The organism is Paenibacillus yanchengensis (assembly GCF_042684845.1).
GTDB classification, from domain to species: domain Bacteria; phylum Bacillota; class Bacilli; order Paenibacillales; family Paenibacillaceae; genus Pristimantibacillus; species Pristimantibacillus yanchengensis.
Genome location: NZ_JBHUMH010000011.1, coordinates 42,237 through 66,107 on the forward strand (window position 1 = coordinate 42,237; position 23,871 = coordinate 66,107).

Consider the following 23,871-nt stretch of genomic DNA (forward strand, 5'->3'; position numbering starts at 1 on the left):
AGTATAAATAGTTCATCTACACAGGTATATCTTTTTTTGCAAATCACACGTTTGTTTTTATGAAGCTTATTCAGACTCGATAAGTTCTGTTACTCCCATTACCTTTTTACTAATTTGATACGTTACAGTAACAGTTTCTACAATTTCCGTACCTCCATATGCAAGAGCAGCTTCAAATTGTAGAGTATCATTATCCTCCCACGCGATATTCATCAAACCGCTATAATTCTCGTGATCTGTGCGAATCCATGTATCTAATTGTTTTTGTGCACCATATTTAACCCTTGCTGATTCTACTAGCTCTGGACTGTGCATTCCTTTTTCAACATTAATGATAGAAATAAAGTCACTTTTATTAGAGTTCATCACTACCGCAATACTTCTCCTATCTGGTGAAGGAATGATTTCTCTTATATACATGGCAGTAGCGGAAAAATGAAAATACTCTTCAAGCACATTGTCTTTGATTCGCCAAAGGACATTTTGACTGCCATAATCCGAATAATTGTTAAACAACGTAAACATCTTGCTTCCATCTTCCAAATGGACAATATAAGGACTCTCAAAACTTTTTGACAAAATATCTATAGCAAATGCAGCCGCATCGGTGATTTTTTGATTTTCATGTTCTAGAAATGGCTGAAGCTCATGTAACGCTTTTTCTCTCAACTTTTGGTCATTAAAGGTTTCTATAAGCCTATTAATAGCAATATAGATATACTCATTATTATTAGTATTTAAAGCTTTTAAAAATTTATCGACATCAAAGTGAGTAACGGGCTGTAGCTCCATACTTTCAGCAGTTAAATAACGGATATAGGGCTCTGTTTGTTGGTTTTTATAATATTCTGTTGCTAATAAAGCAGTTGAGGTTGTACTATAAAGAACAAGGCACGCAACTAAGGCAACCCACTTTTTAGAAACTCTTTTTTTTCTAACCTCTATGCCACTGCCGCTATGCTCGGCTGCTTCAATCAGTGTATCATCAATTAATCCAATCTCCTTATATATTTCTTCTCTTTTCACAGGTTAACCCCCTCTTTCACCAAATAAGCTCTCAGCTTATTCCTCGTTCGAAACAATATCGATTTGACTTTACTATTACTCATATTAAATCTAATAGAAAGATTCGCTATGGAATCTGAATACCAGTACCTTCTAATAAATAAATTTCTTGCTTGCTCCTCTATTCCGTATAAAAAATGATTGATTTCGTTGGCTAACTCTCCTGCTTCAAATGCTGTTTCTACAGTATCAGTAGAAGCCAAACACGACTCCAACTCTGATAAAATAACTTCAAACTCACGATAACGCTTTTTAGCTGTATTATAACTATGTTTATCTAGCGCTATATTACGGATGATTCTACCTAAAAATACAGATAACTTTCTAGGTTTAGTAGGCGGTATTGCATTCCATACTGCTAAATAAGTATCATTCTCACATTCTTCCATATCCCGAGCACTAGAAAGTATGTTTCTTGCAATTGTTCTACAGTAAGCCCCATATTTACGTTTAGTTTCTAGAATGGCTTGCTGCGAACGCTGCAAGTATAGGTGAACTATTTCTTGATCCTCCATCTGATATCTCCCTTTTCACTGTTTACTCCTTTGCTATATAACTGTGTATTAACTGCTCTACTTATAGAGTAGAAAATTTGCAGCATTGGTTGCATTTATATTATTATTTTCAGAAAAAGAATCCGTTTTGAATGACCACACAGAAAAAAAGCCATAGCTAGGTTAGTTACCTTGCGCTATAGCTTTATAAAAGTGAACATTCATTCAACCACTATAATTTTAATTTCCGAGTTACAATATTATGCGTTTGAGTCAAATATTTTTTAATATTTTCATAATCGACACTTGCAACACCAGCAAACAATATATCGATAACCGTTAACATCGCAATCCGTGAACCCATAGCGCCACTGCGCATCGTAATCTCTGGTGTTGAAATGCTCAGCACAATATCTGCACGCTCAGCCAGTGCACTGCGATTATACTTCGTAATAGCGATACAAGTAGCTTTGTTTTTTTGAGCAGTTTCGAGCGCGTCCAATATGTCAATCGTTATACCTGAATTAGAAATAAAGATAGCAGTATCTTCTTCCGTTAGTAATGTCGCTGCGGTCAATTGACTGTGTGCATCTGTATAAGCATGACAAATTTTATTAATGCGGGAAAATTTCTGCTGTCCGTCCATAGCTATTAAACCTGATGCACCTACTCCGAAAAAAGCAATTCGCTTACTACTACATAGTAAATCTACTGCCCGTGCAATCTCCACACGATCAATGACACTAAGTGTATCTTCAATCGACTTCATATTGTTCAATGAAATATTAGATATTATCGTAGATAACTCATCGCCTGGTCTTATATCGGTATACTGTGCTTTAATATCTTCGTCACGCGAGCCAAGTGAAGCCGATATGCTAACAATAAATTGGCGATATCCGCTATAGCCCATTGTTTTGCAAAATCGCAATACAGATGCATCACTCGTCTTACTTCCTTGCGCTAACTCTTTGATCGATAGATGAGGAATTTCTTCTGTGTTTTCTAATATATAGTCCCCTACCATCCGTTCGACTGGCGTAAAACTATCTCTCATCTCTCGAATTTTAATTAGTATATTATCATTTATACTCATAATCTACCTACTTACCTATATTTAATATAATAAGCAAATAATCTTAACGCTTCACTTGTAAAACGATGCATACCTTATTTTATGTTTTATCTATTGTCAGAATAGCATTCACTCAAACTAGAAGTCAACTAATATAACCTTCCTAGCTTTGCTCAACCATTAAGCCCTTTTAATTTACATTTATATTGCCAGACGTTGTTTGGAAGTGTACACGAAATGCGCCGTTGCCTGTTTGTCCTTCTGTTTTTTTATTGGTCTGATTTGGATTTTCTAAAGGTATTTGTATGGAGCGTTTACCACTATTAGATTCGAGCAGCCATTGAACATTCGGTTCTTTTTCTTTGAGAAACAACCGAATGTTGCCACTTCTAGCAATAACCAATATATTACTGTCTATATTATCATATTCCAAAGAAACATGACCACTTCTCGTTAGCACTTCCAACTGTTGTAATTGCACATTGTTCACTTTAGTATGTCCAGAAGATCCTTTTATCACCAATTGCTCTTTGTAGGACGTTGGAATACGGATAAGTAATTTAGGTTTGCTTTTCATGCGAAATAGATTTACGATGTTACTTTTCGTTCGAATGCGAACTCGACCACGTTCTTCTTCCATAACAATTCCTGCCCCATTAAACATAGCAACTTCCAGCTGGTCTATATTGGCCGTTTCTACTTCTACCGTTGTACTCGCCTGATCAACTTCTATTGATTGAACTGCCTTAAGCGATACCGTTCTCCACTCTTCATTATTATTATCCCAAGTACAACCACCAAGTAATAAAATAGTTAGGAAACAAACATAAAACATACTTTTTTTCATAACATCACCTTTTCATCGTATCGTATAACTACCATCATATAAGATGACGTTACGTCAGCATCAAGGAAATTAATAAAACTCTTTTTTTAAAAAAAGAACTTGAAAGTGACGTTACGTCATCTTCTATAATCAAATACGTACCCAGTAAGCAACAATATTTTGTATCGTTTACAAGTTATGTGGGGAATAATTTTGATAATAGGATGTGACAGACATGAAGCAAGGAGATATGATTATTTATGCTTGTGTCATTATTGGCGCTGGAGTCGGACTTATATTGGACTTTACTTTTCCAAGCGTATTAATTGGACTCGGCATTGGCTATCTGATCAAATTCGCTCTATATAAAGATAAAACAGAGTAATCATTGGAATTCGGGAGGGAACAGCTTGATTCATATTAAAGACGTTGCAAAACAAACGAATATTACCGTTAGAACTCTGCGTTACTACGACCAAATCGGGCTTTTAACTGCTTCCGCCAAAACAGAAGGTGGACATCGATTATACTCCAAAGATGAAATAGAGAAGTTACAGTTTATACAATTTTTCAAACGAATGGGATATAAGCTGCAAGATATTAAACTGATACTTTCTAATAGTCATTGGGATTGGATGCAAAGTAAAAAGTCAATTAGCTTTTATTGCGGAAGAACAACAACAGTTGCGAAATATGGAAACCGCTATAAAAGAATTAATCAATGGAATAGCAGTTGAAAATGGGGATAATTGGCTAGCTATTCAAAAATTAATTCAGCTATCCAACCAACAAAATAGAAGCACATTGCAATTATCAGAACATCCTTTTCAAGAAGAAGATGTGAAGCTTTGGAGTAAATTACCGAAAATGCGTGGAGAAGACCCCGATTCCTTGGAATGGATTGGCTTATTAGGTCAAATAAAACGAGCATTAACTAGTGATCCTGCCTCACCAAATGTACAACATATTATAAGGCGGATGTTGGAAAAACAAGCAGAACAATTTCATAATAAAGATGATTTTCTCAACAAACTATGGGAGATAAGAAAATCTCCAGAACAATCGGAACAATACCGATTTTATCCTCTAGACGATGACATTATTGTTTATCTAGAAAAAGCATATGAAATCTACCTTAACCATTTGAACAATCACACCCTTTAATTAGGAGGAGCTTCATGGACTTACAACTTGTTATTTCGGTTGCAGGACTAGCTTTGTTAGATACGTTAAGTCCTGCGACTATAGGTGTTACGATATATTTACTGTTAACCGAAAAAAAACAGCTGCTATCACGTTTATCTATTTATTTAATAACAGTAGCGCTTCTTTATTTTTTGACTGGCATCGCCTTGATGCTAGGAATGGATATGCTATTTACAGCAGCAGCCACTATATTACAAAATCGTATCATTAGCTGGTCTACTTTTATAATTGGAATGATTTTATTTATTATGAGTTTTTATTACCCCGAAAAGAAGCAAAAACAGTTACCTCAACCAAAGTCCAAACAAAAAATAGCGATGGTAGCACTTGGTGTAACTACCTATGCTATCGAAGTGGGCACAGCCGTTCCTTATTTTGCAGCTATTGGACTATTATCCACCTCTGAACTTGCCGCCTTCCAGTGGCTGCCGATGTTAGCAGGTTATAACTTGATCATGGTACTTCCACCACTAATTTTGTTTATACTGCACTTATTATTAGGTCGCACAATGCAACGATCATTAGAAAAACTGCAAATGACACTCGCAAAGCATACGGGTTCAGCAGTTTCTTGGATTTTATGTATTGTAGGTTTAGTACTAATTTTTAATAGTCTGGATTACTTATAGTACATTTTCTATATTTTGCGAAAACAGCCGTTAGACATTAACTGTCTAGCGGCTTTACATGTTACTTCATCGTTTGTACACAGTTCTAATAGTACTGCTGAATTAACAGCGCTACAAATGCTCACAATCAACTTTTTCCACGAAAAAAGTAATTTCACCAGTATCCCTATTGACTTTCGCAACCTACAACTCAGCCACAGCCGCAACAATATGTTGTGCATATTTATCCTTCTCTTTAGCAATAATAGTAAGCGCTTGTGAGAAGCTACGTGGTACTTGATAAGGACGATTAGCCGATATGGCGTCTAATGCATCCATGACCATTACAATTTGAGTTTGTTCTGAAATTTTATCGGCTGTTAAGCCTTGCGGGTATCCGCTTCCATCCAATCTTTCATGATGATTCCCAATGATCTCCAAACACGTTGCCGGAAGTTTATACCGAGACAAAGCTGCTACACCTAACCTAGCATGCTCACGCATAATATCTGTTTCTACAGCAGTTAATTTATCGGGTTTATCTAATATCGTCATTGGAATATATATTTTACCTATATCATGGAAGAAGGCACCTAGCGCTAGTTCGAATAACATTTGCTTTGTATAACCAAACTTATTACCAATTATTAATGATAATAACGCAACATGAATACAATGAACATATAACCAGTCCGAATAACGGGCAAGAGCTGGAACAAAAAAATACCACGGCTCTTTTTTTTCTGGAAACAGTATAGTAGATAGTATATCAATCAACCGCTCATAATGCTTCATAGAATCTACGGGTATACCCAGCTTACGTTCTAGTACACGAATTGTTTTTTCTAGTTCATCTTTGTTTGGAAATTTTGTTGGCCAACCTACTTGGAGAATCATATTCATCAACTTCCTTATGCCTGTCGTTCAAATAATTACTGGTTTAAATTCATATATTTTGTACATAATTGAATGTAGCAACTTTTTTTAAAATACCTTTAAAACTATCTTTTTAGTTACCTTTTAAACTATTATAAATACTACTTTACTAACTCATTCAAGTCAACTTAAAACTCATTCATAATAGTAGTTTATAACTCATGGAATTAGAGAGGAATATAAAATGAACGAATATAATAAAAAACAAGTAGGAGAACGTATTCGGGAACGTCGCAAATCTTTCAACCTGACACAAGAGGACTTCGCAGAACGAATTGGACGTGTTCCTAAATTTTGTGCAGATATTGAACGCGGGCAGGTAGGAATGTCTATTGAAACGTTACTAAGCATTTGTTCGTTATTAAAGTTAACGCCAAATGAACTACTATTACCCGATTCAACTATATTTACAACAGAAAACAATACAGAAATAGATATGATCACATCCGCTTTACAACAATGTAACGATCAGCAACGCAAAGATGCTTATGCGCTATTAAAATTATTTCTCACAGCCATTAATTAAACTCGTCGTTCCCATCACTTCATTTACCTACTTCGTGCCTTACTTTAATCGTTCATTCACTCCAATCGTTTTTAACTTCACTTATAAAAAGATGATGATAATAAATAACCTGCACCATTTTTATTAGAAACGAGAGCTGATGCTCCTTCTTTTTGCTATTTTCCTAAATTCCACAGAACAAAACCGACCACCTTACTAGCTTTGTAAAACTTGCTAATCTAAAAAAAGAAAAGAACGAGGTAGGCAGGTATTACTGCCGTTTACCTCGTTCTTTGGCGTTACAAATTACAGACAATTATAGTTTAACAGATAGTCCCGTTTGTCTACTTTTATTGGCTGCTTCAATAAATCGAATAATGGCTAACGTTTCTTCTGCGGGAATAGCGGATTGACCACTTTTGAAAAAAGAAATAATTTGTTGTAGCATCAACGCATAAAACGGTATTTTTGAAGCTTGCACATCAATTAGCTGACTGCCAGCTTGGCGGTGTACTACAGCACCAAACTGACCATTACCAGAACGATTTCCTCGCAACGTGCCTAGTCGTCCACCAGACCATTTGCCAACATAAACCTCATGATCCTCTTCCACAACCGCACGGACTTCTTCACAGCCAGCACCTAGAGCCGCAAATAGCATTTCAGCCGTGTGGACACCATACCAAAACAGACCGGGTTGTGTAGGTTGCAGCGCCAATGGTCCATAACAATCTGCACCGTAAATAGCGCCTTTCTGTTCATCAGCTAATGCTTCTTGAAACGTTCCGGCGTATCTGAGCGAAGAACAGCTCATCACTGGTGCGTTATGTTGCTTTGCCAATTGATAGATCGCTTCGGCATCTGCATAGCTCGTCGTCAGTGGTTTATCTATAAAGACCGGCTTTCCATAGGAGGCAATTTGTTGAAACTGTTCCAAATGAACTCGTCCATCTACAGATTCAAGCAGTAATGCGTCAGACATGGTAGCCACTTCTTCTATCGTATCTACTATCGTAATGTTATGCTTTTCTTTTAATGCCGTAGTAAATTGCTCCACTCGCCCATAACTTAGCTCGAAATCGGCAGAACCACCCGGATATGCAACGATAACTTTTCCTCCAGATACATGATGCTCATGGTCTGCACTATTAAGTAGTTCTGTAAATGCGACAACATGCGAAGTGTCCAACCCTATCATTCCGATTTTTAACAGCTGTTCGCTCATCACACTTTTTCCCCTTCCACTACTGGAATTTGCATTATTTGCACTCGTTCATCCGCTTCAATCGTTGCCCACGTTGCTTGCATAACATCTTGCGCTTGAATAAAGGAAGTTTTACCGTTTAATCGCAACAAAAAGTCTTCCGTAATATTATGTTCCGGCATAATTAATGGCACTTGGACTGCTTGCTGTACATTAGTCGTTTGCAACAACAACGCATCTTTACTGACAAAAGGGTCTCCCGCTAGTCGAAGTTCCGCTACCCCTTCTGTGCCAACAACAAATATTCGTCCATCGCCCCATGTCCAGCTCTTATCTGGTGTATACCAATCCGCATATAGTTGTGCGATCACGCCATTGTCCATCATCACTTGCATACTAGCAGTATCATAAAAGCCAGCATATTGTGGAAAATTCCGCTTAGTCATTTGACCATCCGAACTTGCTACCTCCGAAGAAGTGAACCACCGTAACAAATCATAATCATGGATAAATAAATCAATAATGATTCCGCCACACTGTTCTTTTGAAAAAAACCATGGTGGACGCTTTGCTGCATTTAGTTGATGCGGTTTGCGCATTTGAATCGATACAATTTCACCTAATGAACCGGAAACAATCTGTTGTTGTAACGTAAATATTACTGGATTAAAACGTTCGGTAAGCAGCATGCCTACTTCGATTTTTTTCCTTGCTATAACCTCTTCCAATCGTTTAGCATCTTGCCGGTTAGTAACCGCTGGTTTGTCAATCATGACAGATTTGCCAAATTGCTCACATCGCTCGATAATAGCTATTTTCTCATTATTAATCGCTGCACAACCAATAAAATCAGCTTCTGCCATTAGCGTTTCTTCATCATCAACTAAAGGTATTTCATACTTTTCTGATAAGCTAGAAGCTAGTTCCATATTTCGCTTTTCTACTATTCCAATGCCAATATGACCTAGTTGTAACATTTCTTCGATAAAAATAGTAATATGCGCATGTTCACAGCCAATAATAGCAAACTTCATTTTTTCCATTCGTTTCACTCCACTAACATAATTGAAATGCGATAAATCCAGTAATCACCACTAAAAGTATGGACCTTCAAGTTAAATACTTCATACAATTGCACTTTCCAGTAATCGCTTTCAAACTAGAGTACCCACAAATGAAACCTTCCCTTTCTACTACTTTTTACCGAAATGAATACTCTCTTTTTTAATTATTCCTAATTTATGACTAAATGTCAATGAGTTAATGCTCGAAATATTTAGTGAATAAATAAAGACATTCGCATCTTCTCATTATTGTAAATTTATATCTCCTCACCACATAATTCAGACAATATTTCGCACCATTTTAAGGAGTCCAATTGATACATATAGCGTTGCAATTCTAGTGTTCCTTCCTCATCAACAGCAACACCCTCTTCTCGCAATGCAGTGATTTGCAATTGTCTGCTTAACATATCCGACAACATAACCTTACCTTCACGATTGACGACACGATGCCAAGGCAATCGATATCGTTCACTCATCGTATGAAGAATTCTCACTACCTGTCTAGCTGCCCTTGGGCTACCTGCTATAGCAGCTACTTGTCCGTAACTCATAACACTACCTGCCGGTATATGTTGGATAATACAGATAACTTTTCTGGTAAAAATTTGCACTATATTCACCGCCACATTCTATATGTCCTATCGTTATATTGTATAGTAATACAATTTTTTAAAAACAAAAAACCCGTTCCATCATTGAATTGTACCACGAAAGATAGTTACTTAAAAAATAACTCATCACGTAGGATACAATTTACGGAACAGGTAGTCCAGCTTTTTATAATTAAATGTTATGAAAACGCACCAACTAACTGCGCTTCTCTCTTGAGTAAAGTATTTTTTATAATGATTACAAATTCGCCGGACACTTGATTACTTATAGCAAATTGATACAATTCTGCTAATTCTTCATCGGATAAAGAATCTAATGCTGATTTCTGTTTTTCTACTACCATTTGCAATCACCCTTTCAGTTGTTTTTCAGTAAGTTATAATATCAACTATCCTAGCTATACTAATGATTAACCGACAATATATAACTAATAGAGAACATATAAACTTACGTAGGATGACATAGCCAACATGTAATAATTAACAAGTAGCTACTAACATGATAATAGCACTGAAAATCAGCCTAGTCGTTAGTGATTCGCAATGTAAACAACTATTGATATATTCTATATTTAATGATATAATATGTAATTTTTAATTTATAATTGGTTATGAAGGCACAAAAAATAAGCCTCTAGCAAAAAGCGCCACAGACCTCTAAGGGAATATAAAGTTGTTATTATTATACATATTAATCTAGTACGTTCTGAAAACTTACCATGTAGTCAGATTGAAAATGGGATATATGTATACAAATGCGAAAAATTGATCTTAAAGATCGTTTCTTTTATTTCCAAGTGTTGTAACAATTAAAACTGGTCGTTCAGACGTGGCTTGTATCGCATGAGGTCTTAACAACTACTGTGAAATTTGTAATAGGGGAATGTAGTAGGAGTTTATACGATAAAACGTACAAAAATTCAAATAAGTACCCAAGGAGATCACGTTTATACGAAAAATCATATAAAGCGACCCCGATAACAGGATAAGCATAAGGATTTTATACGATAAAACGTACAATCAACTGCAATTGCGATGATCGGAATGTAACTTTATACGAAAAAACGTACAAGCTTACCGTTCCATTCATTAATCTTGAATATGACATAGTTATGACATGCAATAACCATTAATAATATAGTGAGAAGGCGAAATTATTTAGTTTTCAGACACGTTCTAATATAGCTAACCCACTAATCTCTTTTTCCAAAAAGAAAAACCAAACACAGCATTTATCTGCATTTGATTACAAATGAACATTTCAAGTCAATAACACGTCTTCGCTATAAAGCAAATATCTATCAATTTCACTGCTTTTCTCTATCTTCTAGCAACTTTTTCACTTTTTTTTCGTTTGGTTCAGACACCACCGTATATTTATCACTAGCGCCGAACTTCACGACTTTTCTAATTGCATCATATTCGCTTATATTGTTAACATTAACAACATTCGAACGATCCAATTTTTCAAAACCTATCGTGCTATAAGCATCATGAAGTTCTGATAATGAAGTGGGATAGATATATTCGCCTTTTTCCGTATGGACATGTATTGTATTTCGATAACTGGAAAAATACAATATTTCCCTTTCGTTGATTTCACAGGGGGTGCCATCCAGTGTCAGAACGAGCATTATTCCATCCCCCATTCACTTACTTCAATTCTTCTGGAATTTCTGGACTAAATATCATTGGTTTAAATATAGCTACAAAAAGTGATGCACATGCCGCTAAACCAGCAGAAATCAAACGAGCAGATGACTTAACCATTATTTCCCCTCCCTTCTGAATGGTAAAATAGTTATAGATTGAGCTAGAAAACATAATGCAATTACTGCACTATTAATAAAAAAATTAGATCCTATCATAATAATTGACGCTAGTTTTAAATGCTTGAAGTATTTGGAATCAATTCTAGAGTTTTTATCAGGTGAAGGTGCAAAAAAGAACATACATAGTAAACTAATAATATTAAATAAAAGTGTAAAATTATTTGATGTGACGTAAGAAATTTGAGGTATCAAAACACATAATAGTACAGAAACTATGATGCATCCCCAAATCGATTTGATGTGCACTCCTCCTGATAGCATTCGAATTATAGTAAATACGAAAAGTGCTAATATTGTTAATCCTAATGAATCAGTAAAATACCCTATTATAAGAGAAGTAAAAAAAATAAATAAGTAATTAAATATAATTGCCAATGCATATTCCATAACAGCAACAGACACAGTTTCATCTGGATTAGCCTTTTTAATAATCAACGCAAGGTTTCGTGCCATGCTAGTCATTCTGTTCTGTCCTTCCTATAACTATAATGAATATACAGAAAAAATACTAAAGCGTATATTATAGGAATTAATATATACCAATCAGGGGAGTTTTGCATTGCATGCAAGGTTAACATCAATAGTGCAACTGTGGGAATCATAAGCGTTAGTATAATCTTTTCATGTTGTTTTAATTTTATACGATAATTTAATGAATCAGGTACAAAATCAAAACCTTTTCTTTTTTTATTTAAGAACCAGCCAATTAAAAATACAATAATAGCAGTCACTGCTTGTAAAACATTAATTAATCCCATCAGTGGGTCGATTTGTGATATAACGTAATATAAAAGAGATTGTATTAATATATAGGCTTGGTAAACCATCACGCTCATCAATATAGCGTAGAAAATATGTATTCGAAATAACATCCATACAAACAAGATCATCAATATCATCTGTATGAAAACGTCCAGGTAGTCTAATCCATAACTAAATCTAAGAGAATACGAAATTACCGACATCAATGTACTAGCAAATAATATTTCCTTGTGAAACATATCAATCTTAAACATTCTAAACATCAGGTAGTACATCGCATAACATTCCAATATCGAAAACAACATAAACATAAGAAATTCTCTCAAGTTGAACACGCTCCAGTATAGATACGATTTCTTATCATCAATATACGACAACGGAAGCGTTTACTCAACATACTTTGTCATTTTTTTTTAACATTATTACTATTTATAAGACATTTTTCGAATTTTGTCCACCTTTTTTTCTAAATTTGTCGAAAATTTCTATTAAAAACACTTTGAAAACCTTCACAATTAACTTATAAAGTTCAATAAAACGACACTTTACTTTTTGTGTACTTTATAAAAAATTGCACACCTTCGTGGTGAATTTATCCATATTTAATATTATCCTCGTATTAATTTGTTCTAGTCTAGCGTAGTAATTCTATTATTTTCTTTGCTGTTTGTTCGCCGTTTTGGATGCAATCCGGTATACCTACTCCGTAATACGAACAACCTGCTAATAGCATTCCTGGATAGTTTTCCTGTAGTGATTGTTCCAACTGCTTTACGATTTGAGGATGCTGCAAATGATAGTTAGGCATCGTATCTGTCCATTTTGTAACAACAAATTCGACAGGATCGGCTATAATTTTCAAACTAGCTTTAATTTCCTGTTTTGCAAATTGCAATTGTGCCTGTTCATCCATCTGACATAATTTCTCAAACGCAGTGCTGTTGCTCTTGTAAAATAAACGAAGTAACAATCGTTGCTCAGCTGATGTATGTTCCCATTTGCGGCTTGTCCATGTACAAGCATTGCATGTTAACGCACTATTACCGGCTACAATAAAGCCTGTTCCATCTGCTGGTAATGTAGCATCTGGCAGAGCATAACCAAGATACATACTGATTAATGAACTTGTTTTCAATTGTGAAAATAAAGTATCTAGTTGCTCGTCCTGTAACAATTGTTGCGCTACGGTGTGCAGTGTACTAAGGATGACATAATCTGCGTTAATCGTTTCTCCATTAGACAGTGTAATGACATAGGAATCGTGTAAACTATGCTGCTTCGTTATGTGCTCTGCTGCAATTCCTTGTAATATTTCCGTTTGCTTTAGCTGTTGTGCCATTTTATTGGGCAATCGATCTAATCCATTAGCAAATGAAATAAACTTTTTATTGTTTGCCTGTTGAAATTGTGCTTTATGCTGCTCTAGCCCTTTAATAATACTGCCATAAGTATTTTTATATTCGAGTAAATAAGGTAGTGTGTTGGCTAATGTCAATTCATAGATGTTGCCTGAGTAAACACCAGAAAGTACGGGGGCAATTTGTTTGTCAACTAACTCTTCCCCGAAGAAATGTTTTAAAAAATGACCAATGGAATCTTGTGCTGTGAATTTTTCGTTTGGTGTGTATATATCTTTTAGTGCAGCTACTTTACCTTGATCAGAAATTAACTCTGATTCTGCTAACGATTGTACTGTCATCGGAATGCCAAAAATAGTATCTGGTGGAATTCGCTTTAATCCATCTGCATTGTATAAATACGAAACTCCTACTGTGTTATAGACAACTTCATCCGCCAAGTTTAATTCTTCGAGTAATGGAGCAACGTTTTGTTTTCGTGCTACGATTGAATCGGCTCCTACTTCCATTAAAAAGCTTGCTTCCTGTTGTGTATTAATTTTACCGCCTAGTTTTTCCTCACGTTCTATCAATACAATCTTGACTTGCTGTCCTGTTTCCGCAAGCTGTTTCTCCAAATAATAGGCTGTAGAAATTCCGGTAATTCCACCGCCAATAATTGCAATGGTGCGCACTCCACTTCCTCCTTATCTTGAATAATCAATGTACAATAAAACGACATTACTCTATAATTGTGCAGTACTTTCCCGAATAATTAGCTCGGGTTCTATTACCGTTAATTTTTTCACTTTTTCTTTTTGAATCAGTTTGTGTAAAATAGAAATAGCAGTTCTGCCCAATAGCTCTGTTTTTTGTGATACTGTCGTTACTTCTGGCAATATAGCAGTCGCCAATGGTACATCATCGAATCCTATAATCGATATATCGTTCGGAATAGAATAACCTCTCCGTCCCGCTTCTTGAATCGCACCTACAGCAGTATAATCGTTCACACATAGAACGGCTGTTGGTTTATGTGACATATGCAATAATTTTTTCATTTGTCGCTTGCCAGCGTTTAAAGAAAAATCATCGTACAAAATCCATTCTTTACGAACCGTAAGCCCATGTTCACGAAACACCTTTTTAAACGCTCTAATCTTTTGCATCGTAGTAGTCATATATTCTAAGCCACCGATGAACGCAATATCTGTATGCCCTAATGCAAGTAAATGCCGTACTGCTTGTTCTGTACCAGCTCCTTCATCAACACAAACACGGTGGATTGGGTTACCTGGAATACTACCGTTAACGAGTACAGTTGGCACGCGCTGAGCAAACGTTTGTAATTCTTCCGCTAAGTTTTGTTCCACTTTACTTAAATTAATCCGCCCACCCAAAAAAACTATTCCATCAACTTGTCGCTCTCGCAACATATACAAATATTGTGTTTCCCGTTCATATTCGCCCATCGTATCACACAAAAACAAGGTGTAATCATTTTCTCTTGCCTCTAATTCTATCCCACTAAACACTTCCGGAAAGAACGGATTCGTAATATCCGGTAAGATAATGCCTAGCGTTCTTGTTTCTTTTTTCTTTAAACTTCTAGCTAGCGCGTTTCGTTGAAACTGATACTTTTCAATAACTGTCATTATTTTTTGTTTCGTCTTCGGGCTAACTGGTGCAGTATTATTCAACACACGTGAGACGGTTGCTACAGAGACACCCGCTTCGTGCGCGACATCATAAATCGTCACCTCTTTCAATACGTACTCCTCCTTCATTGGAATAACTATTTCAATATTTATCGTCAACGATAATCTATATTTGTTCTTATATGTTAAATACTATCATCTTTTGTCGGTAAATCATAATTTAAATATTGAATTCCACCCTCGTTTGCACATTATAAAAAAACACTACTCAATTCACTTTTTCCGATTCAACTAAAGGTAAAGCAACATAGACTATCGTTCCTTCATTTACTTTACTTACTATACGTAATCCATATTGCTTTCCAAAAGATAATACGATGCGATCCTGCACGTTCATCAAACCAATATTCGCTAATCTTCCACTGCTTTTTTCTGATCGTTCGCCTTGCAATAATTGTTCCAATCTCTGCTCAGGAATACCTGCACCGTTATCGCTTATTGTTATTTGTAGCATATTGTGTTGTAGCGAGCAGGTGATGGTAATGATCAAATGATGCTGAATACCTTCTTGCCCATGTATAATGGCGTTTTCTACTAAAGGCTGTAATATAAATTTGGGAACAAGACATTGCTCCACTTGCGGGTCTAACTCCACATTAACGTCAAACGTAGCCCCATAGCGCATTTTTTGAATTATAACATAATGATCAATATTCCGAATTTCTTCGGTTAGTGATACATGTTCTTGCTTATCAACTATCGTATTGCGTAATAAAGCAGCCAATGCCCCTAAGCCCGTACTAACACTATCCGCTTGACTAAGCTGAGCCGTCCACTTTAACGAATTAAGAGCATTGAATAAAAAGTGTGGATTAATTTGTGCTTGTAGCATTTGAATTTCAATTTCACGTTTTTGTTGTTGTTCCCGCTCTGTTTCTTCTAACAATTGCTGAATTCGTACGACCATATTATTGAATCGATCCGTCAAATAGCTAATTTCATCTTTCCCTTCATCTACAATTGGCACTTGCAAGTTACCACGCGTAATACGACCAGCTTGTTCTACTAATTTAATAATAGGTTTATAAATCGTTTTTGAAATAAGTAAAGCCAAAAATACCGAGATGACTATTAATAAAAGACTAAGTAGAAAAATAGTATATTGAATAGATTTTGTTTCATTGTTTAAGTAGCTATCCGGTATTGTACTTACTAAGTACCAGCTAGAAAACATATCATAACTGTACGCTATCAAATGCTGCGCACCTGCCAAATGCGTCAAAAAAGAAGGCTCATTATTCGCTTCATGTGCAATTACTGCTGGCATTAATTTTTGATCATAAAATGGTTGTTGTACAATATTCGCTTGGTACCGGCTAGATATAACGACTCCCTGCTGATCGGCAATAAAAATATCCGCACCGGTCCCCATATCGACATCTGCATAGAGTTCACTAGAGTACAGCGGTTCACTTATACTGATCATAATGTAGCCTAAATCGGTGTCCCAATGCTGCAAGGAGCTAATCGGTCTAGTTAAAACAATACATGCTTCTCCTTGCTCAGTCGTCAAATACGACCATTGATCGCTCCCATCCCCTCGCTGCATCGATTGTATCACTCTTGCAATATCTCTATCGTGAATAGAGTTGTATCCCATATCATAAATAACTTGCCCTGTCGTATCGATAATTTTGACACTTTTAATTTTTTGCAACAGATCAAGTTTTTCCGTTAACAATCGATTAATATAGACGCTCATTTCTTTTTTACTCACTTCATCTAACTGATTGTATTGTTGCATATATTGCTGTACACTGCTATTGAGCATAATTGAGTCGCTTAAACCGATGTATTTTTTATTTTCTAGCTGCACATTTTTCCTAATTTGTTTCATTATTTCTGCTGAATAGGTACTTATTTTCGATCGAATTGCATCACTTGCTCCTTTGTAAGAATACAGCCCAGACAGAACGATAGGAACGATGGTTATTAGTAATAGCGCTATTATTAAACGTGATTTAATGTTAGTTTGCCGTAGCAATGTATGTAGTTTATTCCATAAAAGCATACTCTCTCTCCTTTCGAAGCAATTAATATCTTATTACTATAAAATGATAAAGTATTAACAGGAGGTCTAAAGTTATGCAGTTATTACCAAAAATCCTATATCGTTCTATCGGTCCATTGTTAGTAGTTATCTTTGTTTTAACAAGCTGTACGCTATCTCCAACTACCACTTCACCAACTAACCCACATCACTTACAACTAGATAAAGAAGACTTACAATTTTCTAATAAACAACTTACGATTGCTGTTTTTGAAGGCGCTTACGGTATTACCTATTGGGAAGAAGTTATTCAACGTTTTGAAGCAGATTTTCCAGGGGTGCAAGTTACGATGATGGCTAATCCAAAAATAATGGAAATTATTAAACCAATGAATGTATCGGGAAATCCGCCAGATTTTATTTACGCTCCTTTATCTGATGAGTCACATACGGTGAACAAAATGATCTATGAAGAAGCGTTGCTGGACTTATCCGATCTGTTCGCTAGTCATGCGCTCGATCAACCAGTACCTCTTCGAGATTTGATGATGGATGACATTATGGAGTTTACCAAACCGTATGACACTAACAATATATATATAGCTCCCCTTTATATTACTACGGAAGGGCTATGGTACAACAAAAATTTGTTTAAACAGAAAGGTTGGCAGCCTCCTCGTACGTGGGACGAGTTTTGGCAATTAGGCGAGCTGGCCAAAGCGGATGGACGTCATCTACTCACCTATCAAGGCATTTATCCTGGTTATTTAACCTCCGTATTGTGGTCTTCTATTGCCGCTAATATGACAGGTAACGAAGTACATAATATAACACATTATGAAAAAGGCTCCTTTCAAACAGCGGCTGTTCGTAAAACATTATCATTATTTGAAACAATTGTCGATCAGCAATATTTAATGCCGGATACAGCAATCTTAAATCATACACAGGCACAGACGGAATTTTTGAAAGGCAAAGCTTTGTTTATTCCTAATGGTAATTGGTTTGAAGGTGAGATGAAAGATATTGCTCGAGAAGAAGGGTTTGATTTTGGTTATTTACCCCCGCCGACCTTTACTAAAAACGATCAGCAATATACCCAACTATCCTTTGAAGCAATGTTCATTCCAGCAAAAGCAAAAAATAAAGAGTTGGCAAAACTATTTTTGAAGTATCAATATGTGGATGAAATTGTGAAACTAAATGCTCAAGAATCGACCGGGATTATCGCTTTAAAAAATGGAGCCGAGCTAGCCAAACCTTTTATTCCAGCATCGGTTTATGATTCTGCTACTATTTTTAATCGTGGAGTTACACCTGTTATTGTCAGGTGGAGCGTGTTTCCTAATACAGAAATAAAAATAATTGATGAAATATTCAATCCGATAAGTGATATGTTACATCGTGGTTTATCTGCAGAACAAGCGATGGATCGAGTAGAAAAAACCTTTACTAATATTCGAGAAGCAAAGTCCAAGCTTAATTAACCTTTCTTGTGCTTCATCACGTAAAAAAGTCAATATTGTCCATGTGATGTTCAATTTCGTTCATGTACGGACCTCCTTTGAAACCGCTATACTAAGGTGCAAAAGGAGGTCTTTACTTATGAAAATGAAACTAGTTCGTCACACGAAATGGGCAAGTCTTTTACTTATTATGGTGCTTATTATTGCAGGTTGTTCTTCCAATAGTGGTGGCAATACTACAAATAATGCTTCTCCGAAGCCAGAAAATTCACCAGTAGCTACAGAAAATAGTACTAATAATGGTGATGGTGATGGTGATGGCGCTTCATCGGGTTTATCAGGTAACGTCGTTTTTTGGTCGATGTGGAGTGAATCAGAGCCTCAAGCAAAAGTTATTCAGTCAGCTGTCGAAGCATTCAAAGCGGCAAACACCAATGTGACAGTAGATCTCAAGTTTACAGGAAGAGATTTGTCAAAGCTGATTAAACCAGCGCTAGATGGCGGAGAAAAAGTCGATATTTTTGAAGGAGACCCGCAAGTTTCCATCGGAATTTTAAAAGATCATGTTCTAAAATTAGACTCTTTCCTAGAGCAGCCTGCCTTAGAGATGGATGGGAAAACAGTTGGTGAATCCATCTTACCAAGTTTGATGAACTGGACGACATCATTGTCTGCTCCTGCCGGATTGGAAGCTGGCGCTTATGCTATACCGCAGCAACCGTTCGCCGTTCTTATGTTCTATAACAAAGAAGTATATGACAAAGCAGGAATTACAGCACCACCAACCACTTGGGAAGAATTTATGGACATTAACGATAAAATAAAAGCAAGTGGTGTTGATCCTGTCACATTCGATGATGCTTACCGTGATTTATTTATCGGTGCTTACTTGAGTAGTGCGATGGGTAATGAATGGGTAGATCAGTTAGTTAACGACAAAACAGGAGAGATGTGGAAAGAACCGATTGTACAGCAGTTTGCTAACGATATTGCTACGATGCAGCAAAAAGGACATTTCTCCAAAAAGATTGCAGGTAGCAAATATCCAGCAGCACAACAAGATTTGGTATTGGGACAGTCTGCAGCATATTTAAACGGAAGCTGGTTGCCAAACGAAGTATCGGAAACAGCTGGTCCTGATTTTGAATGGGGTTCCTACCAGTTCCCACTTGTTAGTAATGGCAATGGCAAAGGTGGACACGATGAACTGAATTTTGGAGCACAGTCAGTTATGTTAAATGCAAAAAGTGATAATCAAGAGGCTGCATTCGAACTAGTCAAATATTTAATTAGTAAGTCGGTGCAAGAACAAATGGTAGCGGAGGCGCAAGCGATTCCAGCAACGATCGATACTGCGTGGCCTGCAACGTTGGCAGAAGCGCAAGTAGCGATTGAACGAGCAAAAATAAATGCACCTTGGGGATATGGCATTAACAATAATGAAGATTTCTCTAAGGGAACTATTATACCAATATTCATGGAGCTAGTAGAAGGCAAATTAACACCTGAACAGTACGTAGAAAAAATGAGCGGTCAAGCTAAAAAGTTTTACAGTGCCGGTAATTAATGCCTAACTTATAGGGGCAATCGATGTGCAGCTTCTCCTCGTCAGAAGAAGCTGCACATTGTTATGAAAGCTCACTCTAGCCTATGAAGCAATAGGAATTTATTTCGTTTGGGGGATACGACTATGCGGTTATCCAAATCTACAATTACACTTTTTTTATTGCCAGCAGTCATTGTTTATTTAGCTATATTTCTTTATCCTACTGGTCGCTCACTACTTATGAGTTTTTTTGAAATACCAGCTTTATCTAGTCGAATGTCCGACTGGTCTTTTGTTGGGCTAAAAAACTATACGGATCTATACCACAATTCATATTTTATTGGTTCTATTTGGAATGTCATTAAAATATGGTTGTACGGTGGTATTATCGTCATGTTTTGCGCTTTTTTATTTGCCGCTATTCTCGCATCGGGCGTACGTGGAAAATCGTTTTGGCGTTCCCTTCTTTATTTGCCCAACACGGTTTCGGCAGTCGTATTATCAGCAGTATGGCTCCACTATATTTTTAATTCTAGCTATGGTTTTCTTACAAAAGCTTTTCAATTTCTTGGGTTACATTCATTAGCCGATATTCAGTGGACGAGTGACCAGCATTTATTTACTTCGATGTTAATTGCCTACTGCTTCGGTTCGATCGGGTATTTCATGTTGTTGCTAAATGCTGGGATGGAGCGAATTCCAGAAGATTATTACGAAGCGTCAGTCATCGAAGGAGCTAATGCGATACAAAAGTTTTTCAAAATAACGCTACCTTTACTACAGGATGTTTTCCGTATGACATTAATACTATGGACCGTCACCGCCATTAATTTCTTCGTTTGGTCAGCTACTTTCGGATTAGAAAGTCCAGAAACGATGACACCGGGTTACTATATGTACTTAAAAGTGTTTGGCTCCAAAGGAACGGTATTTTCCCAAGAAGCTTTTAACGTCGGTGCAGGTACTGCTGTTGGTGTGATGATTACGATATCGATAGTCATTATATCCATGCTTATCAATTTATTTTTCCGCAAAGAACGTTTAGAATATTAAGGAGGTCAATAGCATGGCTAAAAAATTACGTTATATTCCGTTATACTTATGGCTTTTGTTTACCATTGTTTTGTTCGGCTACGCCATATTGGCTTCTTTAAGTACAACCAAAGGAATTTTCTCCAACACTTTATTTGCCAATGGACTTAATTTTTCCAATTATACGAAACTGTTTACCGATATGAACATGATGCGCTACTTTGGCAACAGTATTGTTTATACTGTATCGGCTTGTGTTGGCATTATTTTCGTCGCTGCTCCTGCTGCTTATATTATGGGAAGAGTTCGATTTTTCGGCAAACGTTTAGTAGAAACGATGTTTATATCTGCGATGTCCATACCAGCATTATTAATTACCATTCCGCTATTCACAATGTTTATCCAACTTAAACTAACCGGTTCTATATTAACGCTAATACTTGTCTATATTTTTACGAACATTCCTTATACGGTATTTTTATTATCTGGGTTTTTTGCCTCTATTCCACAAGCGTTAGAAGAATCCGCTGCCATCGATGGATGTGGACCGATCAAAACATTTATTAAAATTGTAATGCCTATGGCACAGCCTGGTCTAATCACCGTCACTATTTTTAATTTTATGGCGATTTGGAACGATTACCTTTACGCTCTTATTTTTGCAAATAACCCGAAAACACATACGATTGCTTTAGCACTCCAATCCATTATTCAAGGATTTACTAATGCCGGAAATTATGCTGGTATTTTCGCTGCCTCGATGACAGTATTTTTGCCAACGTTTATTTTATACTTGTTTATTTCTAATAAAATTACAGCTGGGATAACGGTTGGAGCAATAAAGGGATAACTTTCAGAATCTCGAATATATAGAGAAAGAACGACTATTACCATTCCAATGTACATGATGGAAGCGCTACGCTGTATGAGGGGGCTAAACAATGCTTCGAATATTATGTATCGATGACGAAACAATAGTTCGAGTTGCATTAAGTACAATCATTGATTGGGAAGTACATGGCTATCAGCTTATTGGCACAGCGGCAGACGGCTTGCAAGCATTACAATTAATAGAACAGCAGCAGCCTGACATTATTATTACTGATTTAAAAATGCCCAATATGAGTGGTTTAGAGCTAATTCATCATTTGGCTGATCAAGCTTATAAAGGAAAAATTATTGTATTAAGTAATTATGGCGACTATGAATTAGTACGAGAAGCGATGAAAGGCGGCGCTGTTGATTATTTACTGAAAGTTACATTAATTCCGGATGAGCTACTGACTGTCTTAGCAAAAACTCGTGATCTTATCTATGAAGAACGTGAAGAGTGGGAGCAACATCTATCTGTACAGCACCAATTATCAGAACAACGACAAGCACAATATAATCGTATATGGCAAGAGCTATTGTACGAAGATGAACAACAACTACCAAGTATTATACGAGAAGCGATCCAGTTAGATATGAATATTCATCCTACAACAATTACAGGTACACTATTTTACATTAAGATTGACAACTATCAGGAAGCACTTGCCACAGGCAAGTTAAAAAATAAAAAACTGCTCCAATTTTCTGTAGCCAATATCGTGAAAGAAATTATATCTAATCATAGCGCTATTCACCTTATTGAATTAACCGGGGGTCAATATGCCGTCATATTATTAAACAACAATAATATTGATAATAAGCAACTAGCCATCCGACTTGTTACATTAGTTTCTACTTATTTAAATTTATCTGTAAGCGTAATTATTGGTGATAATTTTAATAATTTGCAACAGTTACGTCTCCAATTTGACGACTGCAAACGAGCTTCACAAGCAACCTTTTACAAAGGTACACCACTAATTATTGCCGCTCATGAAGTTGCTTTTAACAATGAGTATTGTAAAATAGCCTACACTCGCTGGATGACGACGATCAAACAAGCGGTTGAAAGTAACAGTAACACGATAGCAACCGATGTACAAACGATTATAGGAGAAGCAACAACGCATTTTTGTTTACCAGAACAACTAAAAGAATATGCCCATATACTTGTCACAGAGTTAGAAAGTCATATTAATCATTTAGTAAAGCAAGAAGAAGTGTACGATCTAACGAACCTCTCCTTCATGAGAAGCGAAGCTTATTGTCAGTATAAGAAACAATTAATAGACACGACGTCTATTCAACATTTTTCTAACTACTTAATTTTAATTTTAGAGATGATCACGGAACAGTTCGCATTATTAAAACAACAAGTATACCGAAAAGAAGTCATACAAATTATGTCTATATTGCATGAAAAATTTCATGAACGACTTACACTAGAACATTTGGCCAGCACAGTTAATTTGAATACTAGTTATCTATGTCGGATTTTTAAACAAGATACCGGCAAAAGTATTTTTCAATATATGAATGAATTAAAAGTCAATGAAGCAGTCCAATTACTACAACAGAAAGATATTCGGGTAAAGGAGGTCGCTGCACTCGTAGGGATCGACGATCCGTTTTACTTCAATCGGATATTCAAAAAGATGACCGGTGTTAGTCCATCAGAGTATCGCAAAAAACATAACGCTTAGTCATTTGCAAGCAGT

Annotated in this window: 25 protein-coding genes; 10 read left to right on the plus strand and 15 right to left on the minus strand. The window is 36.3% G+C overall.

Going from position 1 to position 23,871, the window contains the following annotated elements; translation table 11 throughout:
• Positions 1-66: 66 nt before the first annotated feature.
• From ACFSTH_RS03335 to ACFSTH_RS03350, 4 genes are all read right to left on the minus strand, one after another.
• Complete coding sequence (locus ACFSTH_RS03335) at positions 67-1,026, minus strand: hypothetical protein (protein WP_377769614.1); 960 nt, start codon at positions 1,024-1,026, stop codon at positions 67-69.
• A complete protein-coding gene (locus tag ACFSTH_RS03340; RefSeq protein ID WP_377769613.1) occupies positions 1,023-1,580 on the minus strand; it encodes an RNA polymerase sigma factor in 558 nt (185 codons plus the stop codon). Before ACFSTH_RS03340 ends, ACFSTH_RS03335 begins: the two co-directional genes overlap by 4 nt.
• A 211-nt stretch (positions 1,581-1,791) precedes the next feature.
• Positions 1,792-2,655, minus strand: a complete 864-nt coding sequence (locus ACFSTH_RS03345) for a MurR/RpiR family transcriptional regulator (RefSeq protein WP_377769612.1) — start codon at positions 2,653-2,655, stop codon at positions 1,792-1,794.
• Positions 2,656-2,824: 169 nt separating this feature from the next.
• The gene (locus tag ACFSTH_RS03350; protein ID WP_377769611.1) at positions 2,825-3,481 is read right to left on the minus strand and encodes a DUF4097 family beta strand repeat-containing protein; all 657 of its coding nucleotides are present in this window, start codon (positions 3,479-3,481) and stop codon (positions 2,825-2,827) included.
• 214 nt (positions 3,482-3,695) lie between these two features.
• On the opposite strand from ACFSTH_RS03350, the gene ACFSTH_RS03355 reads away from it, so the two are divergent.
• Genes ACFSTH_RS03355 through ACFSTH_RS03370 form a run of 4 tightly spaced genes read left to right on the plus strand, consistent with a single transcriptional unit; the run spans position 3,696 to position 5,295 of the window.
• Positions 3,696-3,845 carry a hypothetical protein gene (locus ACFSTH_RS03355; RefSeq protein WP_377769610.1) on the plus strand — a complete coding sequence of 50 codons (150 nt, stop codon included), beginning with the start codon at positions 3,696-3,698 and terminating at the stop codon, positions 3,843-3,845.
• A gap of 25 nt (positions 3,846-3,870) precedes the next feature.
• Entirely contained in the window at positions 3,871-4,197 is a 327-nt protein-coding gene (locus tag ACFSTH_RS03360) for a MerR family transcriptional regulator (protein WP_377769609.1), read from the plus strand.
• Positions 4,145-4,624, plus strand: coding sequence for a MerR family transcriptional regulator (locus ACFSTH_RS03365; protein WP_377769608.1), 480 nt, complete (start codon positions 4,145-4,147; stop codon positions 4,622-4,624). Before ACFSTH_RS03360 ends, ACFSTH_RS03365 begins: the two co-directional genes overlap by 53 nt.
• A 14-nt stretch (positions 4,625-4,638) precedes the next feature.
• Positions 4,639-5,295: a GAP family protein gene (locus ACFSTH_RS03370; protein ID WP_377769607.1), complete on the plus strand. Its 657-nt coding sequence runs from the start codon at positions 4,639-4,641 to the stop codon at positions 5,293-5,295.
• 183 nt (positions 5,296-5,478) lie between these two features.
• On the opposite strand, the gene ACFSTH_RS03375 is transcribed toward ACFSTH_RS03370, so the two are convergent.
• Positions 5,479-6,171 (minus strand): HD-GYP domain-containing protein, encoded by a 693-nt coding sequence (locus ACFSTH_RS03375; RefSeq protein WP_377769606.1) that lies wholly within the window; start codon positions 6,169-6,171, stop codon positions 5,479-5,481.
• 223 nt (positions 6,172-6,394) lie between these two features.
• Between ACFSTH_RS03375 and ACFSTH_RS03380 the strand changes: the two genes are divergently transcribed.
• Complete coding sequence (locus ACFSTH_RS03380) at positions 6,395-6,736, plus strand: helix-turn-helix domain-containing protein (protein ID WP_377769605.1); 342 nt, start codon at positions 6,395-6,397, stop codon at positions 6,734-6,736.
• Between the two features lie 295 nt (positions 6,737-7,031).
• Here ACFSTH_RS03380 and ACFSTH_RS03385 read toward each other — a convergent pair whose 3' ends face one another.
• The 10 genes from ACFSTH_RS03385 to ACFSTH_RS03430 all read right to left on the minus strand — a co-directional run bounded on the left by ACFSTH_RS03385 (position 7,032) and on the right by ACFSTH_RS03430 (position 17,257).
• Positions 7,032-7,940, minus strand: coding sequence for a Gfo/Idh/MocA family protein (locus ACFSTH_RS03385; protein ID WP_377769604.1), 909 nt, complete (start codon positions 7,938-7,940; stop codon positions 7,032-7,034).
• A complete protein-coding gene (locus ACFSTH_RS03390; protein ID WP_377769603.1) occupies positions 7,940-8,962 on the minus strand; it encodes a Gfo/Idh/MocA family protein in 1,023 nt (340 codons plus the stop codon). Before ACFSTH_RS03390 ends, ACFSTH_RS03385 begins: the two co-directional genes overlap by 1 nt.
• A 278-nt stretch (positions 8,963-9,240) precedes the next feature.
• Positions 9,241-9,597, minus strand: coding sequence for an MGMT family protein (locus ACFSTH_RS03395; RefSeq protein WP_377769602.1), 357 nt, complete (start codon positions 9,595-9,597; stop codon positions 9,241-9,243).
• Between the two features lie 179 nt (positions 9,598-9,776).
• Positions 9,777-9,941: a hypothetical protein gene (locus ACFSTH_RS03400; RefSeq protein WP_377769601.1), complete on the minus strand. Its 165-nt coding sequence runs from the start codon at positions 9,939-9,941 to the stop codon at positions 9,777-9,779.
• Positions 9,942-10,904: 963 nt separating this feature from the next.
• A complete protein-coding gene (locus ACFSTH_RS03405) occupies positions 10,905-11,231 on the minus strand; it encodes a LytTR family DNA-binding domain-containing protein (RefSeq protein ID WP_377769599.1) in 327 nt (108 codons plus the stop codon).
• A 135-nt stretch (positions 11,232-11,366) separates the two neighbouring features.
• Positions 11,367-11,891, minus strand: a complete 525-nt coding sequence (locus tag ACFSTH_RS03410) for an accessory gene regulator ArgB-like protein (protein WP_377769598.1) — start codon at positions 11,889-11,891, stop codon at positions 11,367-11,369.
• A complete protein-coding gene (locus ACFSTH_RS03415) occupies positions 11,888-12,259 on the minus strand; it encodes a hypothetical protein (protein WP_377769597.1) in 372 nt (123 codons plus the stop codon). The genes ACFSTH_RS03410 and ACFSTH_RS03415 overlap by 4 nt, the downstream gene beginning before the upstream one ends.
• Before the next feature lie 566 nt (positions 12,260-12,825).
• The gene (gene hemG / locus ACFSTH_RS03420; protein WP_377769596.1) at positions 12,826-14,223 is read right to left on the minus strand and encodes a protoporphyrinogen oxidase; all 1,398 of its coding nucleotides are present in this window, start codon (positions 14,221-14,223) and stop codon (positions 12,826-12,828) included.
• 51 nt (positions 14,224-14,274) lie between these two features.
• Positions 14,275-15,288 (minus strand): LacI family DNA-binding transcriptional regulator, encoded by a 1,014-nt coding sequence (locus ACFSTH_RS03425; protein WP_377769658.1) that lies wholly within the window; start codon positions 15,286-15,288, stop codon positions 14,275-14,277.
• 166 nt (positions 15,289-15,454) lie between these two features.
• Positions 15,455-17,257, minus strand: a complete 1,803-nt coding sequence (locus ACFSTH_RS03430; RefSeq protein WP_377769595.1) for a cache domain-containing sensor histidine kinase — start codon at positions 17,255-17,257, stop codon at positions 15,455-15,457.
• A 74-nt stretch (positions 17,258-17,331) separates the two neighbouring features.
• Between ACFSTH_RS03430 and ACFSTH_RS03435 the strand changes: the two genes are divergently transcribed.
• The 5 genes from ACFSTH_RS03435 to ACFSTH_RS03455 all read left to right on the plus strand — a co-directional run bounded on the left by ACFSTH_RS03435 (position 17,332) and on the right by ACFSTH_RS03455 (position 23,856).
• Positions 17,332-18,723 (plus strand): carbohydrate ABC transporter substrate-binding protein, encoded by a 1,392-nt coding sequence (locus ACFSTH_RS03435; protein WP_377769594.1) that lies wholly within the window; start codon positions 17,332-17,334, stop codon positions 18,721-18,723.
• 118 nt (positions 18,724-18,841) lie between these two features.
• On the plus strand, positions 18,842-20,269 hold the full coding sequence (locus ACFSTH_RS03440) for an ABC transporter substrate-binding protein (RefSeq protein WP_377769593.1): 1,428 nt from the start codon (positions 18,842-18,844) through the stop codon (positions 20,267-20,269).
• Positions 20,270-20,392: 123 nt separating this feature from the next.
• Entirely contained in the window at positions 20,393-21,301 is a 909-nt protein-coding gene (locus ACFSTH_RS03445) for a carbohydrate ABC transporter permease (RefSeq protein WP_377769592.1), read from the plus strand.
• 13 nt (positions 21,302-21,314) lie between these two features.
• On the plus strand, positions 21,315-22,130 hold the full coding sequence (locus tag ACFSTH_RS03450) for a carbohydrate ABC transporter permease (protein ID WP_377769591.1): 816 nt from the start codon (positions 21,315-21,317) through the stop codon (positions 22,128-22,130).
• Between the two features lie 91 nt (positions 22,131-22,221).
• Complete coding sequence (locus ACFSTH_RS03455; RefSeq protein ID WP_377769590.1) at positions 22,222-23,856, plus strand: response regulator transcription factor; 1,635 nt, start codon at positions 22,222-22,224, stop codon at positions 23,854-23,856.
• Positions 23,857-23,871: the final 15 nt, after the last annotated feature.

Excerpts from the sequence above, each read along its gene's own strand:
- ACFSTH_RS03340 (WP_377769613.1), bottom strand. The coding sequence starts at position 1,580 with ATGGAGGATCAAGAAATAGTTCACCTATACTTGCAGCGTTCGCAGCAA.
- ACFSTH_RS03345 (WP_377769612.1), bottom strand. The coding sequence starts at position 2,655 with ATGAGTATAAATGATAATATACTAATTAAAATTCGAGAGATGAGAGAT.
- ACFSTH_RS03350 (WP_377769611.1), bottom strand. The coding sequence starts at position 3,481 with ATGAAAAAAAGTATGTTTTATGTTTGTTTCCTAACTATTTTATTACTT.
- ACFSTH_RS03355 (WP_377769610.1), top strand. The coding sequence starts at position 3,696 with ATGAAGCAAGGAGATATGATTATTTATGCTTGTGTCATTATTGGCGCT.
- ACFSTH_RS03370 (WP_377769607.1), top strand. The coding sequence starts at position 4,639 with ATGGACTTACAACTTGTTATTTCGGTTGCAGGACTAGCTTTGTTAGAT.
- ACFSTH_RS03375 (WP_377769606.1), bottom strand. The coding sequence starts at position 6,171 with ATGATTCTCCAAGTAGGTTGGCCAACAAAATTTCCAAACAAAGATGAA.
- ACFSTH_RS03380 (WP_377769605.1), top strand. The coding sequence starts at position 6,395 with ATGAACGAATATAATAAAAAACAAGTAGGAGAACGTATTCGGGAACGT.
- ACFSTH_RS03385 (WP_377769604.1), bottom strand. The coding sequence starts at position 7,940 with ATGAGCGAACAGCTGTTAAAAATCGGAATGATAGGGTTGGACACTTCG.
- ACFSTH_RS03390 (WP_377769603.1), bottom strand. The coding sequence starts at position 8,962 with ATGGAAAAAATGAAGTTTGCTATTATTGGCTGTGAACATGCGCATATT.
- ACFSTH_RS03400 (WP_377769601.1), bottom strand. The coding sequence starts at position 9,941 with ATGGTAGTAGAAAAACAGAAATCAGCATTAGATTCTTTATCCGATGAA.
- ACFSTH_RS03405 (WP_377769599.1), bottom strand. The coding sequence starts at position 11,231 with ATGCTCGTTCTGACACTGGATGGCACCCCCTGTGAAATCAACGAAAGG.
- ACFSTH_RS03410 (WP_377769598.1), bottom strand. The coding sequence starts at position 11,891 with ATGACTAGCATGGCACGAAACCTTGCGTTGATTATTAAAAAGGCTAAT.
- ACFSTH_RS03430 (WP_377769595.1), bottom strand. The coding sequence starts at position 17,257 with ATGCTTTTATGGAATAAACTACATACATTGCTACGGCAAACTAACATT.
- ACFSTH_RS03435 (WP_377769594.1), top strand. The coding sequence starts at position 17,332 with ATGCAGTTATTACCAAAAATCCTATATCGTTCTATCGGTCCATTGTTA.
- ACFSTH_RS03440 (WP_377769593.1), top strand. The coding sequence starts at position 18,842 with ATGAAAATGAAACTAGTTCGTCACACGAAATGGGCAAGTCTTTTACTT.
- ACFSTH_RS03445 (WP_377769592.1), top strand. The coding sequence starts at position 20,393 with ATGCGGTTATCCAAATCTACAATTACACTTTTTTTATTGCCAGCAGTC.
- ACFSTH_RS03450 (WP_377769591.1), top strand. The coding sequence starts at position 21,315 with ATGGCTAAAAAATTACGTTATATTCCGTTATACTTATGGCTTTTGTTT.
- ACFSTH_RS03455 (WP_377769590.1), top strand. The coding sequence starts at position 22,222 with ATGCTTCGAATATTATGTATCGATGACGAAACAATAGTTCGAGTTGCA.